7 protein-coding genes and 1 tRNA gene are annotated in these 17586 nt (G+C 39.7%); 3 read left to right on the forward strand and 5 right to left on the reverse strand.

Translation table 11 applies throughout. From position 1 onward, the window contains the following. The 5 genes from NT145_06895 to NT145_06915 form a co-directional block, all read right to left on the reverse strand. Positions 1–2509 (reverse strand): hypothetical protein (locus NT145_06895; protein MCX5782413.1); only part of this gene is annotated, 2509 nt, incomplete at its 3' end. Further along, positions 2452–11364 (reverse strand): hypothetical protein, encoded by an 8913-nt coding sequence (locus NT145_06900; protein MCX5782414.1) that lies wholly within the window; start codon positions 11362–11364, stop codon positions 2452–2454. The genes NT145_06900 and NT145_06895, both read right to left, overlap by 58 nt. 17 nt (positions 11365–11381) lie before the next feature. Next, positions 11382–12674, reverse strand: coding sequence for a hypothetical protein (locus NT145_06905; GenBank protein MCX5782415.1), 1293 nt, complete (start codon positions 12672–12674; stop codon positions 11382–11384). Then, positions 12661–13314: a hypothetical protein gene (locus NT145_06910; protein ID MCX5782416.1), complete on the reverse strand. Its 654-nt coding sequence runs from the start codon at positions 13312–13314 to the stop codon at positions 12661–12663. The genes NT145_06905 and NT145_06910 overlap by 14 nt, the downstream gene beginning before the upstream one ends. Positions 13315–13328: 14 nt before the next feature. Next, positions 13329–13484 (reverse strand): hypothetical protein, encoded by a 156-nt coding sequence (locus NT145_06915; GenBank protein ID MCX5782417.1) that lies wholly within the window; start codon positions 13482–13484, stop codon positions 13329–13331. Positions 13485–14099: 615 nt separating this feature from the next. On the opposite strand from NT145_06915, the gene NT145_06920 reads away from it, so the two are divergent. The 3 genes from NT145_06920 to NT145_06930 all read left to right on the forward strand — a co-directional run bounded on the left by NT145_06920 (position 14100) and on the right by NT145_06930 (position 17260). After that, a tRNA-Phe gene (locus NT145_06920) sits at positions 14100–14172 on the forward strand. Positions 14173–14503: 331 nt separating this feature from the next. After that, positions 14504–15898, forward strand: coding sequence for a TolC family protein (locus NT145_06925; protein ID MCX5782418.1), 1395 nt, complete (start codon positions 14504–14506; stop codon positions 15896–15898). 129 nt (positions 15899–16027) lie between these two features. Then, a complete protein-coding gene (locus tag NT145_06930; GenBank protein ID MCX5782419.1) occupies positions 16028–17260 on the forward strand; it encodes an efflux RND transporter periplasmic adaptor subunit in 1233 nt (410 codons plus the stop codon). Positions 17261–17586: the final 326 nt, after the last annotated feature.

Raw genomic sequence — 17586 nt, forward strand, 5'->3', positions numbered from 1 at the left:
GAACACCGTCTTTGTCATACAAGAAACCAAACAAAACTACACCCTGATTCCTCGTTATTGCGTTTGCCGCAGCTCCATCGCCCGTGTTAGCTGTAAACACATCTGCTCCGATCAATCCATATATGTTGTTTAAAGCTGTCCGTAAATTAGCGTCACCGCGAATTGTAGATAAAAAGCTGTCTACCCAAATAACATCAGTATATTCAACGCTGCTTGTTACATCGGTTACGTTCGTATAAATCCTGTGAGGATAACCGCTGGGATATAAAAATTCATACAAAACTAATACATCAGCATAAGATGGTAAACCCGAGCTACTTATGCTGGTTCCAAATAATCCGTTAAATGCATTCCTAAAACCCGCATTAGCCTGTAACGCTAACAATAAATTGTATGCGCTGATCGTGTCTTGTACGGTCGTCGCCGGATCGGTATAAGCAGCTGAACGTGTTGTAGCATCAACATACAGCTGGTTTACTAACCATGTTACCTGCACATCACTCAACGGCCCGCCGCCAGAAGGAAGCGTCCCTGCTCCAAACAAACCGTTTACCGCAGCTATCCCTGCATTACTGTATAATTGCAAATTAGAATAAAATGTATTAGCATGAATAATATCGTCTACAGCCGTAGCCGGATCGCTGTATGCTAGAACACCTGTATGGTTGCCCGAAGAATTATAAAGTTGGTTTACTAGCCATGTTAACTGCGTACTGTTCAAAGCTCCACCGCCGGAAGGAAGCGTCCCTGCTCCAAACAAACCGTTCACCGCAGCTATCCCTGCATTACCGTTTGCCTGAAGCTGGACATAAAATAAGTAGGCATGTCCCATATCATCTAACATTGTTGCAGGATCAAAGTAAGCCACTGAATGCGTTGTGCCGTCTGCTTCATACATCCTGCCTGCCAGTTCCGTTACCTGGTCCGCAGTTAAATCCCCTGTTGCTGCTATACTGTATGTCGCTGATAAATTGTATAAAGCTAACGCATCAGCGTTTGCTCGCAATGCTATAAGGAAAAGATAAGCGGCAGCCATATCGTCTACTGCCGTTGTAGGATCATTGTATGCAGCTGAATGCGTTGTCCCGTCTGCTTCATACATCCTGCCTACTAGTTCTGTTACCTGGTCTGCGGTCAAATCGCCAGTTGCCGATATTTCGTATGCCGCTGTTACTGACAAATTGTATAAAGCTAATGCGTCTTCATTTCCAATAGCTCTTAACGCAACAAGGAAAAGATATGCATGCGCCATATCGTCTACCGCCGCTGCCGCGTCAGTATATGCCGCTGAATGCGTTGTCCCGTCAGCTTCATACATCCTGCCTACCAGTTCCGTTACCTGCGCCGGCGTTAAATCACCCGTTGCTGCTATATCGTTTACTGTTGACAAATTGTATAACGCTAATGCATCTTCATTCCCAACCGCTCTTAACGCAACAAGGAAACGATAAGCAGCAGCCATATCGTCTACCGCCGTCGCAGGATTGTTGTACGCAGCCGAATGCGTTGTCCCGTCTGCTTCATACATCCTGCCTGCCAGTTCCGTTACCTGTAAATCAGTAAGATCAACCCCGGGCGTTATATCGTTTGCTGTTGAAAGATTATATAAAGCAAGTGCATCCGCATCTGCTATCAATATAGTGTAAAATACGTATGCATGCGACATATCGTCTACTGCCGCTGCCGCGTCAGTATATGCCGCCGAATGCGTTGTCCCGTCTGCTTCATACATCCTGCCTACTAATTCGGTAACCTGGGCTGGTGTTAAATCACCCGTCGCTGCTATATCGTTTATTGTCGATAAATTGTATAACGCTAATGCGTCTTCGTTCCCAGCCGCTCTTAACGCAACTAGGAAACGATAAGCGGCAGCCATATCATCTACCGCCGTTGCCGCGTCAGTATATGCCGCTGAATGCGTTGTCCCGTCTGCTTCATACATCCTGCCTACTAATTCGGTAACCTGGGCTGGTGTTAAATCACCCGTCGCTGCTATATCGTTTATTGTCGATAAATTGTATAACGCTAATGCGTCTTCATTTCCAGCCGCTCTTAACGCAACTAGGAAACGATAAGCATGCGCCATATCGTCTACCGCCGTTGCAGGATTGTTGTATGCTGCCGAATGCGTTGCCCCGTCTGCTTCATACATCCTGCCTATTAATTCAGTTATCTGATCCGATGTTAGAGCTCCGCTTGCAGCTATATCATATGTCGCTGACATATTATATAACGCTAACGCGTCTTCATTTCCAACCGCTCTTAACGCTAACAGGAATGTATATGCTTGGTTTATATCGGTGGCTGCTTGGTTCGCTCCAGCAGTAGTATCGTAAGTTGTCTGTCTAACTCCTCCCGCATATATCTCGTTACCTATTATCCATTGAAGTTGCGCGCCGCTTAAAGGACCGCTTGCAGGTATGCTCTGTCCAGTAAGCGAGTTAAATGATGCTAATGCCCCGGTAGTGTTGGCTGGCTCGGCAATTGATTGTCGTACAACTGCGTCCACAATAATTGCCTTTGAGCATCGGTTAAAGAACCCGCATGAGTAAGCCCGGCATTAAAAAGAGAATTGAAAGCGTTCAAACCGGCATCACTGTTTGCTTCAAGAGCGTTTACATAATTCATTAAAGCGGTTAAATCATTAATAATGCCGGCCGATGTTTTAGCAGGATCTGAAGGATATCCTATTCTGTTAAGAATCAGTGTGCCTTGAACAGATATCTTGCCGGCTTCAATGAAGGTATGTCCCGTTCCTTGAAGCTCATCAAACCTGTTTATGAAAGCCTGCAGGGTTGCATCATTTTTAATTGCGTAGTACACATCTGCTCCACGGAGTAAATTGTTCATATTAAATGATATCGAATTTCCAAGTTCATCCTGAGGGGAAGCCATCCTAGCTATTGCCCGACTAGGTGTACCTTGGCTGTCTTGAATGTATTCCAGTAAATGCTGGTTACCTGGATAGCTAGGATTACCTACAATACCATATGCCGTTGCGTATATTTCAGCCTGGTTTATTAAAGCAGCTAAATTATAGGGTATGGGATTTCCTAACTCATCCTTAGGATTGGCAAGATATTCAATAATAATAGCCACTCTTTTCCCATGGGTATTATATAGTGGATCAAGTTCATTAAAACCTGAATTATCAGCAAGCCAATCTATATACGCTTCAACTGCCGGATTATACGCCGCTTGAGAACTATGATAATAGGTCCATATTTCTACAATGTTAAGCAAGTTCTGCTGAGTGTATAGATTGGAATCAGGCACACCAAATTCATTTAGAGGATTTGCGAGCCAGCTTATGATTGTATTGAGATTCTCATCGCTGTCGCTTCCCAACCTTTGTATCGCAAGCCAATGAACATAACCTTCAACACTTGAACCGGGAACCATTAAGGCGCGAATATCGGATTCATTCTCTTCCGGAGTTCCAGCGCCTCTTATGTTCAAAAGATCGGCTTTACTTAAGGCAGTTGCTGAAACGCTTGGAGGTAAGGAAGAAAGTATAGTCCCGCCCTGCCTGGCAAGCCACTGTTGTTCGGTCATTGTTTTTTGAACACCGTTTTCCATGTAGGTTATATTTCCATCGCTATCTACACCGGTTGCCGTAACAAAATGGTCGCCGTCTACAAAAAGTATTACTTTTCCGCCGTTATCAAGTATTGCTTTGAGGCCAGCCAAATCTGTAGTATAGCCGTTCATAGTAATGCCGGCTTGCTGTGCGACAACTTGCAGGGCGTACATGCTGGTTAATACAACCTTAGCGGCCTGAGTGATTGTCCCTCCAATATAATAATCAACCGCCAATAAAGCTATGGAAATCGCGGCTTTGTCTAAAGGATCCGTTATTCCGAGCACTGTTGCAAGCGAGTCAACCGCGCAGTTGACAATTGTTATGGTACCTTGTGAAAGTCCTGCAAGGGCAGTTGATAAATCTGACTTGATCTGATCAATGGTTAGCGTTACTTGTTTTGTCTGATAAATAAGCTGTTGAATAGCTAGTAATAGCGCTGTCTGGAAGACTCCTGCGCCCTCTTCGCCGCCGCCCGCTCCCCCGCCTGCACCAGCTGCGCCGGCAGGTACTGCTCTGCCGGTTAATGCTATTAGCGCAATAGTCTGGGAAATTTGATTTTGGATATTTGAAAGTGTTTGATTTGCAGTATTAAGGCTTGTTTGAGCAGAGGCCTGTTGGTTTGCGCCTGTGGCATGAGTGAGCTTTGCCTGCGCTATACCCACGTCAATTTTGGCTACAGCCGCTTTCTTTTCCAACAGATTTATACTTGCTTTGTTTATGGCTGTCTGATCTTTGCTCAAATTCGCCAGGTCAAGTTCCGCCTGGGCAATTTGAACATCATAATTTGCCTGTGCTTTTTTCGCGTTAAGAAGTTCAATGTTTGCCTGGTAAATCGCTTCTGTGTCGCCCAGCGCGGTAACTCTGTCAAGTTTCAGCTGAGCAAGCTGAACATTATATTCGCCAACAATTTTTTGCGCATTATCAAGAACGATTTTGGCGTTATAGAGCGCTTCTTTTGCAGCATCTACTTTTGCCTGCGCCTCGTCTTTCTCAGCCTGGGTTGCATCAGCGGGCAAAGCTGCCTGTTCATTTAAGGCCCGGGTTAAGGCTGCATCTGCGGCATCAACATCCCATTGCGCAGGATTGGCTTCATAAGTTGCCAATTGTTTCTGGGCATTCAGCAAATTTTTCTTTGCGTCGTAAATTTTATCTTCATCACCGGTTCTTTCAGCCTTTGCCGATTCTATTTCTAAAAGACTGATTTGAATGTTTGCCGCGGCAATATTATCATTATTGAGTTTTGTTTTCGCATCATTAAGCCTCTGGCGGGCAGCCTCTACATCCGCCTGGGTAGCGGTCCCGTTTTTAAGCCCTGACTGGGCGTCATTGTAGGCGAGCTGGGCATTGTTAAATTCCTGCTGGTCCGCAGTAACTTGATCCTGCGCGGAGATCATTTGAACCTGAAGGCTTGAACTTTCAATCATTTCTTGGGCATAATCAACCCCAATTATGTCGAGCCAGCCGTAAAGTACTTGGTTTTCCGTTAAACTGACATTTGCAAGAAAAAGCTTCGCATTGGTTTGCCACGCAATATACTCCCTAGCGGCTTGATATGAATCGTAACTTTCCTGCTTGGTGGCAGGAATTTCAACATATGTCAATTCATTACTTCTTGCCAAAGTCCAACTTTTTCTTTTCAATAACAAATCCTTTTCTGCTGCCGTTATTTGTGTCGCATCGCCGGATTTTTTGGCTATATAGTAATTTGCGAGCGCTACTTTGTACTCGGCATTGGCCAAATTCTCGGATTGTGTATAGTAATCGTCGCTTGCATCATCAACTTTTTTCTGCGCTTCAGCTCTTTGTTCCGGTGTTGCATTTTCCGGCAAAGCATCCAGTTTAGCTTTTGCATCATTATATTTATCTATCGCTGTCTTATAAGCGGTATAATCATCGCCAAGAATAGCTTTTAGATAATTGTCATAAACCGCATCATAATTTGCCTGGGCAGCATCTATTGCCGCCTGATCGTTTGAAGCTCTTGCTGTATTCAAAGCTGTTCGGGCCGCATCAAGCGCGTTTATTGCACTTTGTACTTCAGGAGTAGCAACCGCTCTTGCTTCATCAATATTTGCAAACTGTCCTTCTAAAAGAGTATCGGCATCAATAGTCTCACCGCCGAAAAGACTGTTTATAAATTCAGTCATAAGCAATCCTTGTTCGGACTGCTGCAGTTGAAAATCGGAAGAACCCACCATATAATCAGCATAGGCTTTTGGGGAAGGTAAAAGAAGAGGATTTTGTGACTCGGCGGTCCATAAATTATTCTGGGCTGTATAGTAATCTGTCTGATAGATTCCTATATTATCCCATTCATCGTTCGGATCGGGAGGAGGTCCGCCTGCCCCGCCTCCGCCGGGCGCGGCAACGGGAATCCCTAAATATATACCTTGAATTCTTGCAAGCGACAAGCTTGAATTTGTTTGTGCCAACCTCATCTGCTGGCTTGCGGCTATTTCGGTGAAAAACCAATTGTTGTTAGTACTATCAGCAAGCGACTGCCAGAATTGAGAGGTTTGGTCCAGATACGCGGACTGCATCTCATACATTTGTACTGATTTTTCAACCTGCGCTTGGTCAACACCGTATTCTGCTCTAAGAGAACCTAACTCATTATTTGCAGCATCTATTTCATCTTGGGCTGCATCTTTTTCAGCTTGAGTAGCATTCGGATCATTAAGTGTTGCATTTGCCGTACTTATTCTTTCATATACTCTTTTAAATTCATCCATCGCAACTTGTGACAGGCCTGCAGTTTCAAGATTTAGGCCGGTGCTGACAGTTCCCATTAACATACTTGCCTGCGTTATTCCTCCCAGAATTTGTGGCGCGGTTTCTGGTTTTTTCCATGCTAATACAGACACCAAAATACTAAGCCCACCCATTCCTATAAGAGCATAAATACCGTAAGCAGCCAATAACCCCGCAAAACCTCCCAACGCAAAAAGTGTAATCCCAAAAATAACCATTGAAAATACAAGAGGAACTAATTTTTGAAAGTTTGAAAAAACCGCCTGCGCCAACGCTCCCCACTTGCTCCTTACTCCTTTGACAGCCATTTTCTTGAAATACTGAGCGCTTAAACGGCTGCTGTATTTAACCTGACGGAATATTGAATAAATTGTCGCAATGCCGGTAAGCATGTAAGCGTACGACGCAAAAAACATAAAAGACTGCAGTAAAAGCATTATAATGGGCACTATAAAAAATATTCCGGAACCAAGAATCGCTCCAACCAGTATTCCGCCAAAAACCCATCTGTAGTTTTCTACTCTTGCAGGTTTTTTGACAAAGTATCTTACCAAAAGAAGTATAACAGAAATTATTGAAGCAATTATCCCAAAAATCGGGTTTATCGTAGAAAGAGTTATTGTTAAAACCGACATTAGGCCTCCCAGGGTAATACCGGTAGTAATTCTCTGTTTTTTCGTAATGAGAAGCCTTTCCTTCATATCTCTCAGTTTTTTTGGCGTAAGGACAACTACCAGAAGCGAAGCTATTAGGCCTATCGCAGTAATTAAGAACGGGAAGAAAAGAGATGCCCCGAGGAAAGCTGCAATTAATAAAGAAACCATGCCGCCTGCAATGCTGATGGTTATCAGCATTGAAGTCGCGGTATAAAAAGAATCCTTTGCAACATCCCTTGCCCTGCCCGTAATTGAAGCGTACATTAAACCCATTGCCTGGCCGACATTTGCCGCTTTGAATATCCTGTCAATTACGGGCTTGATAAGGATTGTTATTAGAATCATAGCTATCACTAACACAATAATCAAAGGAGAGAACGCAAAAATGCCTCCAAGAAATAATGAACCTGAAGCAGACATAAAGAAATTGAAGTAATTCATCAATATCATCGGCAATATACTGGTAAAAAGCGCAATCATAAATGAGAAAAACCTAACGATACCCGCGCCCCTTGTAACTTTTGCTATCTTTGATTTACTTTCAAAAACTTTTGCAAGCTTGGTCTTATACGCTTTGTTTTCGGGAACATTTTGCAGCACGCTGCTAAAAATATTTTTAAAGCCTTTTTCCGCATTTCTCATAAAATCGGCCAGTTTGATGTAGCTTGCATTTTGCTGGGCAGAACCGTATGCTGAATTAAAAATTTGCTGCTGATGGCCAAGTTCAGAAGTGCGGGTCTGGAATTCCCCCCAAGCGGACCGCAAGTTATTTATAATAATTTCTTTTTCGTTTTTAGGAATGTTCATTGCCCAAACAGAGTCAGCGACTTTCAAATATGTAAGTCTGAGTTTTTCTGTAAATTCACTTTCTTTGTTAATATTATCCATCTGGTTAAGCTTGCTTTGATACAGGTCTTCTCTCAGATCGTTGATGTTTCTCATAAGTTCGGGACCGCTTAGCATCCCAGGTTTTTTAATCATTCCATTGAGGATAGTTAATACCTTTTCGGAAATTTTCGGACTTTCAGTAAAAACATTGTCCTCTAGAGAACCGAACTCGTAATATTCTCCGTAAGCACCGTTTCTTCCAGACCTATCCTGAAACTGTTTTGCAACTTCTTTGTCTTTTTCAAAAAATGCATGCATGTTAACGAGTTTTAAAACGGCCGGCAATTCAATATTATTTTCCCTTGCCACTTCACTTATTTCATCCAATAATACTTTCCCTATTTCAGGATATACTTCGAATACTTTAGGATTATCTTTAAATTCTTTGACCAAATCAATTATTCTTTTTCCAAAAACTGTTGTCTTTTTTTGTTCAAACTCTTTATATTCTTTAGTTTCTTCACCAGCTCCTTTAGCTATTTCGTCCAGCAAATTCTCAATTTTCAGATTTTTAATGTCAAGGCCTTCCGGTAATTTAATTTCTAATTTATTTGCTATTTTAATTATTTTGCCTAATATTTCAATTTTTGATGTATCTTTTTTGAATTTTTCTATTAAAGCACTCGCTTCTTTTTCAAATTCCTTATATTTGTCAGATTTTTTGCCAAACCCTGCTTTTATTGCCTCCATCAATTTTAAAATGCTCTGGATTTTAGCATCCATACCTGTTGCATTAATATTCGTGCCTACTACAATAATCGGTTTTCCTGCCAATATTTCCTGAAGTTTTTCAATCGCATCCTGATCCATATCTTCGCCATCCTGGAGTATCACTTCTACACCGGGATTCGCCTCTCTAATTAACTTTTCTAACGCTTCTGCGTGTTTAATATTTTCGCAGTCAATAAGAATGCTGGTTTTTAATTCTTCAAAGGATTTTTTGGTCTGATTAACTACGGCTTCGTTGCTTTTTCCTCTTGTTTTGTAAAGAATATGGCCCATAACATTAGGATTTGCCGAAATACCGGTTTCGAAAAACCTTACATTAAATCCGTAGCGTTTCGCCAAAATTTCCCTCATAGTCCCGGTAAAACCCGCCTTGAAAACAATATTAGGCAACTTTAACCATTCCATTAAAGTTATGGATGCTATCAATTCAGAAAAATCGCTTATTTCTAAACCTTCAAAACCTTCAACAAATTGATGAAGCCAGTTACTCCATCTGCTTGCCGGAAAAAGCTCGCCTGTATCTCGGTTAACAATAACCGCGCGTTTTTTACCCTCTATTTGAACAATCGCGTAATCCTCCTTTTTTTTGAAGGAGAATCTTGCCTGAGCAGCCATCTGTACACAGTCATACCATTCATCTTCTCCAAGGGTCGGCAATATTGCTCGTGCGTCTTTAAAAAATTTCATGAAATGATCTTTGCCGGCTTTAGTGAGTTCTACTTTTTTGCCCTCTATCTTGAAATATTTCTTTTCATCTTCTTTATTGAGATCTTTATATTTTTTTACAAGATACTCTACTAGTGCTTTTCTCTCTTTGTTATCCTTAACAGCTGCCCCAGATATGTTAAAGGGCATGGCGCCCAATATGCCAAAAAGCTGATGGATTTCATCAGCGAGAAAGCTCCAATGCTTTGAGTTAAAATTTCTTTCTGTTGGAGGCTTTTGTGTTTCACGCAAATATTGGAATATATATTGGTCAGCTGCGGCATAAATCATTTCCACTTTACTGAAAAATTCCTTTTCATTATTTGCCTCAACAAGTTTCCCATCTTTATTTCGGTATTGATAAATGGTTTTTCCATCTTTCCCTGATGAAATAATTCCGGTTGTAATATTTATCCCTGCCCTTCTTAAATAACGCTGCATTTCGTTTTCGTCTCTTCTGACAAGTTTTTCGTTGGCAGAAGTGTTCAGAGTCAAATGGCCTTGCAGGCCTGTTTCTTTATCTTTGTCTTTGTAAAGCACTCTTCCAATAAATGTCCTGGCAGCGGCAACTAAATTATCTATAGTTGTTTTTCCACCGCCAGTAGGAACCAGTTCTATGACAGGTGCGGCACTCATAAAAGCATCTCTTGCTATTTTTACCTGGTTTGCGAATATTTTTTCATATTTCCCCACACCGTATTTTTTCCTTGATTCGTCTTCATATTCAGCGACAATTTTATTGAATATTGCATCATATTCCACGATTTTTTCTTTCGGAATGGTTGTAGTATCAAGATCCTTTTCGTTGCTTTTTCTAAAGGTTAAAATGGTAAACGTATCTAATAATTTAACGAATCCTTCTTCATGCGCAGCCAGCCATTTATGTTTTTTAGGATCAACATGTTTTTTAAACCAAACATGATGCCACTCGTGCATAATCATTTTTTGGACAACATTTACCCTGGGAGCAACAATTTCTTTAAGTTTTTCAACCAGCCTTACATTGGTATAGAATACCTTGAAAGTTTGTGATTTCTTAACTCCAAGCAATTTAACCAAATCTGAGATGTCATCAAAGGTTCCTTTTTGATAATCTTCAATATTTTTGGTCACTCTGTTACCATCAGCATCACTATAAGTGATTTTTATAACTTCCACTCCGTTTTCTATCGCTTTATAAAGTTCAATTTCGTCATACATCATTCCGTTGTCAGCTTTTAAATTTATCCTGGGCCTTACATAAACTTTTCCCCCGGTTTTTTCTATCAAAAGATTTTGAACACCTTTTGTATCTTTCATTAATTTTGCAACTCTTTCTTTGGCTTCTTCAGATGTTTTGATTGCTCCAATTCCTGCTTTATCATCCGCTTCAACTTTTTCCCTGGCTCGCTGAAACGCTTTTTTCCAAGAAGAAAAACCAACATAAATAATAAAGAGTATTGATAACGGAGCAAGAAACCAAAAGAATAAAGACAAAGCCCACGTTGCAACAATACTGCTTATAGGAAGCGCTATTTCAACAACCCCGAAAATCGCCGCGGCAATTCCTACTCTCTTTTTGGCCTGGGCTATGTTTGCTTCCGATATTTTTGCAGCTTTTGCCTTTTCAGAAACTATTACTTGGCCTTTTTCATAAATTCCGTTTACTTCTTGTTTTGTTGCTTCATCTTTCCAAGCAAAATTGAAACTTCCATCAGCTTTGATATCGCCTTTTATGATGAAGGATATATCTGCTCCGGTAGAATCTTTGAAAACCTTACTTATCTTTTGAGCAGTTCCAGGGTTTTTCAGATCTTGACTAGAAAAAATCGGCAAAAGTAAGTTAAATATGACTTCTCTTTGTTCTGGATGCGCTGCTAAATATTTGGAAAGAACCGGAAGCGCGAATGCCTGAAACATTATTTCTGCGTCTTCTTTGGCTAGCCTATCGTAAATCTGGGTGGCAAGTTTTGTGTCCGTTGTTACTGAAGGCGTTATAACAATGTAAGAAACGTTCTTTTTTTCCAGCAATTTTGTTATGCCTGCGGTATGGAAACCTCCTGTTACAACCACCTTTACTTCCTTAGTATTTAGGTGTCAATATATTTAATCCACATCAATCTGAATTTATCTTCGTTTTGGGTAAAGTATTCGTAGTCGTCCGCTGAGATCTTGTTCTGCATATAATCTTCGAGATACCGGAAGAAATCGGCAACAAAAGCCACTTCGTTTTCGCTTTGATCATCCGCAAACTTCATTTCAAGAACACCGACCAGCTTCTTTTCTTCAGCAACAAGATCTAAAGGATTAATTCTTTGGCTTTTTTCAATATAATTGAAGAAATCGTTTAGCTCAGGAAGGCTGTGCGCCAAATTAATGTTATATTCTTTTGAAAGGTTGATAAGATAGGCATAAACTTTGTCAAGTTTTGAAAAATTTTCGGTTTTTTCAACTAAAGAACGATATGCCCCGTAGGGAAGCTTTTGTTTTAATATATTTACAAACTGCTGAAGCTCGCCGGCTACCCTTTTATAATCCAGCTTTTTCTCCCGTTCAAAAAGGTCTATGTAAGCAATAATGTTTCGGTAGCCATAAATATCTACCCCTAATTTTTCGGAATACTTGCCTAAAAGACGGTAATACTTCTTTGCATCAATTTTACCGTTTCTGTAACGGGCTACTATTTCTCCCATTCTTTTTTGTTTTTTATTATAATAGGTGCTTTTTAAATTAACTATATCTACGTTAATACTGTCCAAAATTTTTCTTACCTGATCGTGACTTTCAATAATCTTGTTCAGTCTTTTAAAATTTGCAATGTATACGTCTTCCTTTTCAATGCCTTTAATAAGGTAAGGTTTTTCAGAAATTACGGAATAGCGTTCCGCGCCGGTAAACCTGCCGCGATCGGTTAAAGATTCCATCATCTTCTGTTTTATTTCTTTATCCTTTATTGAACCGATCCAAGAGGTGTCCACCTGTCCGGAAGCGCCTTCAAGATAGACATTTTCAAGTTTATACTTTTCATCAAGGATTGAAAGGATTCTTGTGATGTTTCGCTGAACTTCTGCATGGCAGTGCAAATCCTGAATATTAATAACTACCTGTTCTGACCCGAAATACTTGCCGTCGGTAATCCTTCCGAAAGCAGCGGGCAAGGTAAAATTCCTGTCTATTGCCTCATTAAACTGCTTTGTTTCTCTGGCATTTTCCAAAACAGAAGCAATAGCATGCCCCATAACCGAAGTCAGCAAGAAACAAACCGTAGTAATAACTGCCACGGACTTGACGAAGTTGATTGTCATCAGCCAGCCGGATAGCCGAAGCACGGCTTCAAGCCACCATAATGACAACCTCTCCTTGATAAAATTAGTTACTTTCATAATACATCCTCCCTAAAAACTGGTAATTTGGCAATAAAAAAACCCAACTTGGAAACCCAAGTTGGGTAGAATGATTCTTATAATTAATTGAAGCATAGTTATCGTTGACACTACTCCTAGGCAACAGGAAAAAGAACAATAAAAACGAAACAAAAATAAACAGATGAGGGCTAAAATTTATCAGATCGCCGGTTAAATAATTTCGGCTAAAGCCCGAAATTCCAAAAATTGACCCTCCGCTGCCTTCACTGCCTTGAGTATTTAATTTCGTTAAATTCAGAGTTGTGCCAAAACTAATAAATGAAAACTCGGAACAAGAATTTGTCTTACTTTCTTTCTTTTGTCCGGGCAGGCTCGTCTTAACATCAGACTTTACATTCTGCGATTCGCAAAAAATTTCGTTTACAATATTTAGAGGGATGCTTGAAAGAGAAAAAAATCTCAAAAGGGTGGATTGCTGCTGCATTATTTTTGACAAGACGCCGAAATCTTCCTGGCTTAAAGCAAATCTTGGAACCAAAGCATTTATCAGAATAGAAAAAATTATCATCCCCGCCAAGACGCACTTCTTTAGCGGGAAAGAAACGGGTGTTCCGTTGATGACTTTGGAACCCTTAGAATTTTTCATTGCTTTGTCCATTTGAACCAGTTTCCCTACAATAATTTAATAGTGCAAAAACCTTGAATTGTCAAGGATTTTTTGTTTCGCATTATTTGCATAAAATCTAACTTTACAAAATAATTGCAATTTCCAACAATTGATTGATAATTCAAATCAATATTCGCTTTTATTCCAAACTTTTTTTTCATTTTCCCCTATTTCAAAATCTATTAGTATATATATTAACTGCTCATATCTATTACCAAAAAGGAATGGAAAAAAATGAAAAAACTTGTAAAATAATTGTAAATTTATTTTATTACCAATTAGATTTTGGGTTATGCACAACACTGAGAAAAAGAAGATGAGATTTCTGTAAATAGAAAATACAAATTTAAAAATTGCTTGTAATGACTAATAAATTTCATTATCGGAAAACCAAATTCCAAACAAGGCAGGTTAAGAATAAGACAGGTTAAGGTTAAGCAAACAAATAGGTAATTAAAGTTATGATTTTTTTACTTTAATCTGTATTGTTCTTTACCTGTTTTTTATCTTAATCTTAACCTGCTTCTAGTCTGCCTCTTTTATTTGACATAAAATTTTTGTTTTGTTAAAATCACTCAAGTTCTTTTTGATTATAATAGATAAATTGTTTGCGAAAACCGCCTGATTTCTTGAATAGAAATAAAATGTCAGAATAAAATGCAAACCTGAATTTGCCAGAGCGCAAGTAGTTTGTGCTTTGGGAAATTTTCGCAGTTTTTCTATATTTTTACGTCTTTACACAAAATACTAAGTACCAATTACTAATTACTGTAGCTGCTGGGGTAGCTCAGTCGGTAGAGCACAGGTCTGAAAAACCTGGTGTCGTCAGTTCAATTCTGACCCCCAGCATTTAAAAACAGTACTTAGTAATTAGTAATTGGTACAATAGCAAACGGATAGCAACAATTTAAGACACGATTATTGCGAGAATTTTATCCCTGAGTACGAAAAGCTCATATAAATGTCAAATTTTCTCTCAAGACTTAAATTTTATACTCCCCCACTTCACCTTCTCAGTTAACAATCCCGAATTTCAAAAATCAATGATTTTGCAGTTAACTTTCATAATTTCTTACTTTTTACGCTTTTGCATGCTTTTTAAAGATTTCCATTGACAAATAAGCATACTTCTGCTATAATTTTTTTCAACTAGCTAAATTTCTCTTTTTGGAGAATAATAATGAAATTAAAAAGACGAATAATCCTGTTAATTTTTATTGTCTTTTTTTCACTCTCCAGCAGCCCGATCTATTCGTCAGACGAGTTTCTGAATACCTGCTTGAAAATCGCCGAATCTAGAAGTAAAAAGCTAGCTGTAGCTGAAGAACAAATAAATCTATCTAACACTAAAGTCTTTGGATCAGCCCGCCAGTACTTTCCTAACCTCTCTTTTGAAAAGCAATATACCAAAGGAAAAACCATAACTGAGGAATATAGAGCTGAACAAATTGCGTTAAAAGCAGCCCAGCCGATTTATCAGGGAGGCAGAATTAACGCAACTTACAGGCACGATTCTTTAATGTCAATTGCGTCAAAGCATAATTACACAAAAATTAGAGAAGATCTTTTTGCCGCAGTTAAACTGTCATATTATGAATTGCTTTCACTAAAAATGCAATTGAAAACTTTGACTAACGCTTATGATGAAGTTGAAAAACTGCAGAAAAAAGTTCAAAACGAGTACGATGCAAAAGCCATATCCGAGCTGGACTTGATAGAATCTGAAAATTTCAGAGATAAAATAAAGAACATGTTTGAAAACACAATAGATGATGTTGCTCTCGCTGAAAAAAAACTTGTCCTTTTAACCTATATTGAAAAAATTGACGAAATACCGGTACCTATGAGGGAAGAATTAGCCGAAGAAGTCCCGGAAATATCTTTTAGTTTAGAGGAATGTATTAAACTTGCACGGCTTAACAACCTGGATGTAGTATCAAACAATCTTGCCATTAAAATCGCCGAGCAGAAGGAAAAGATTATTAGATCAAGGGTAATCCCGAACTTGGCCCTTGAAGGATCCTACGGACAGGGAGGAGAAGCGTTTGTAACCCAGCCTCTTGATATGGCTACGACATGGTCTTTTATGGGAAAACTTAACTGGGGACTTTGGGGAAATTCTCTTGAGGCTTCGCAATATAACGAAAAAACGGCCCCAACCACAATACAGGATCCTTATCAAAGGGTGGATAATTTGATTTCTAATGTTAAACTATCCCTCCTTGACGACATAAACTACTTCATACAATCAAAAGAAACAAGCGTTACATACAACCAGGCGAATTCCGATTATACCGATAGCATTAATAAAACAATACTGGATGTTCAAAAAAACTATAATGATTATCTTAGTTCTCTCAGGGATGCGCGTACATATAGGAATGAAATCATCCTTAGAAAAAGAAAACTCGCCTTTTTGAAAAAAAGAAATGATATCTATGAAATACCTACAGTGCAATTAATGGAAGAGTCATGGAAATACGCGGAAGCCGTTTCTTCCTACGCTAAATCTCTTTATAAGAATTATGCAGCTGTAACCGAGCTTGAACGTTTGACTTTAGTGCCATTAAGATAAGAAAATAAAACGGCAGGATTAAGTGATAAGTTGTAAGGATTAAGTAATGGCTCTGCTGAATTCTTAATCCTGAATTCTGATTTTCGATTTTGAAATATAATTTTTATAATTTTTTAACGGAGGAATAAATTGAATAAGCTTATTCAACAGATCAAAGAAAAAATTCGTCAAATTGAAGAAAGGATTATGCATAGTTTGCCTGAAATTAAAAAGCTTTTTACCAAAAAAGTGATTATCATTTGTATTGCCGGCGCCGTTGCGATCATTCTCGGAATTGTTGTGGCGAATGTATTTTTCTTTAAACACAAAGCCGGCCCCGAAGAAATGGAGCTCCCGCAGATAAAAGTGAAAAAGGTGAAAAGGCAGGACTTTACCGAGAAATACACCGTTATGGGAACCATTAAAGGGTCTATTGAAAATGAACTGCGTTTTGAAACTGACGGAGTGATAGCTTCATACAACTTTAAAGAAGGCGCCAAAATTGGAAGAGGCCAGATTATCTGTTCTCTTGATCCGAAAGACGCTTATACAAAAACCGATTTCGCGCGAAGCAAGTACACAAGCGAACAATCAGCTTACTTTTCCACGGCGCAAAGGCTTAAAGTTTACGAAGATCTATTTAAGATGAAAGCTTTAGCTGAAAGCAAGCTTCAGGAAGCTCGGTTTGAAACCCAGTCCGCTGAAGCAAAAATGAAAGCCGCGCAGTCTGAATATGAACTGGCCCAAAGCGCTCTTTCAAAAACAAACCTTGTAGCGCCCGCAGACGGGCTTTTAGCAGAAATTCTGATTAGGCAGGGAGATTATGTAACACCGCAGGATATAATCGCCAAGTTTATATCGGCGGGCGCAACCATAGTTGAAGCGGACATACCTGAAAAAGATATGACAACTTTAAAAATCGGGCTGGCTGTAAAGGTTGATGTTGACGCTTATCCCGATAAGATGTTTATGGGAATTTTAAGAGAAATCGCCCCTACCGTAAAAGAAAGAACCAGAACTACTACAATTAAGATTACTTTAGAAAACAAAGACGGGCTTCTCCGATCGGGTATGTTTGCGCGCGGAGTTATAGCTTTAAAAGAATTTAAAGATGCTATTTTAGTTCCCACAGATAGTGTTGTAACCCTGGGAGGACAGACTTTTCTTGTCCCCATTGTTAAACCCGACGCAACCAAACCCGGTGAAGGCGTAATAGAGATGCGAACAGTCAAACTGGGCGACAAGCTATCCAGCCAAACCGTAATAGAAGACGGCCTTTTGGTAGATGACCTTGTCGTAATAGCTACCCAGGCGCAGCTTTCTGACGGAGTTAAAGTTAAGTTTATTGAAGAGATCCAAGAAAGACCTGAAATTTCTGAATAAACTGTTTTTTACAACTTCCTAAATTTTTTTCAACATGATTTCTTCGCCTATGTTCAACTATTGATTTTTTTTGGCATTTCAAAAAAATGAACCTCCACCCAGCAAACTGTGCGGTATCAGCTGAATATGCGTTTTATCCTCTCCCTTGATGGGAGAGGCCTCGGCTCATAGGAGCCTATGGCTCCGAGAGATTGAGGTGAGGGTGAACATGCGAACACAGGTTTTATTCAGCCCCCTCATCCTCACCTTCTCCCACCAGGGGAGAAGGAATTCTCAAGGTAACCCTGCAGCTTGCTGCAGGGAATTGTCAAGTTAATAAGAAGTAT

It is taken from the genome of Elusimicrobiota bacterium, from assembly GCA_026388075.1.
Lineage (GTDB): Bacteria > Elusimicrobiota > Endomicrobiia > Endomicrobiales > JAPLKN01 > JAPLKN01.

Coding starts and splice junctions, on each gene's coding strand:
- NT145_06905 (MCX5782415.1), bottom strand. CDS start 12,674: ATGAAAGTAACTAATTTTATCAAGGAGAGGTTGTCATTATGGTGGCTT.
- NT145_06910 (MCX5782416.1), bottom strand. CDS start 13,314: ATGGACAAAGCAATGAAAAATTCTAAGGGTTCCAAAGTCATCAACGGA.
- NT145_06915 (MCX5782417.1), bottom strand. CDS start 13,484: ATGAAAAAAAAGTTTGGAATAAAAGCGAATATTGATTTGAATTATCAA.
- NT145_06925 (MCX5782418.1), top strand. CDS start 14,504: ATGAAATTAAAAAGACGAATAATCCTGTTAATTTTTATTGTCTTTTTT.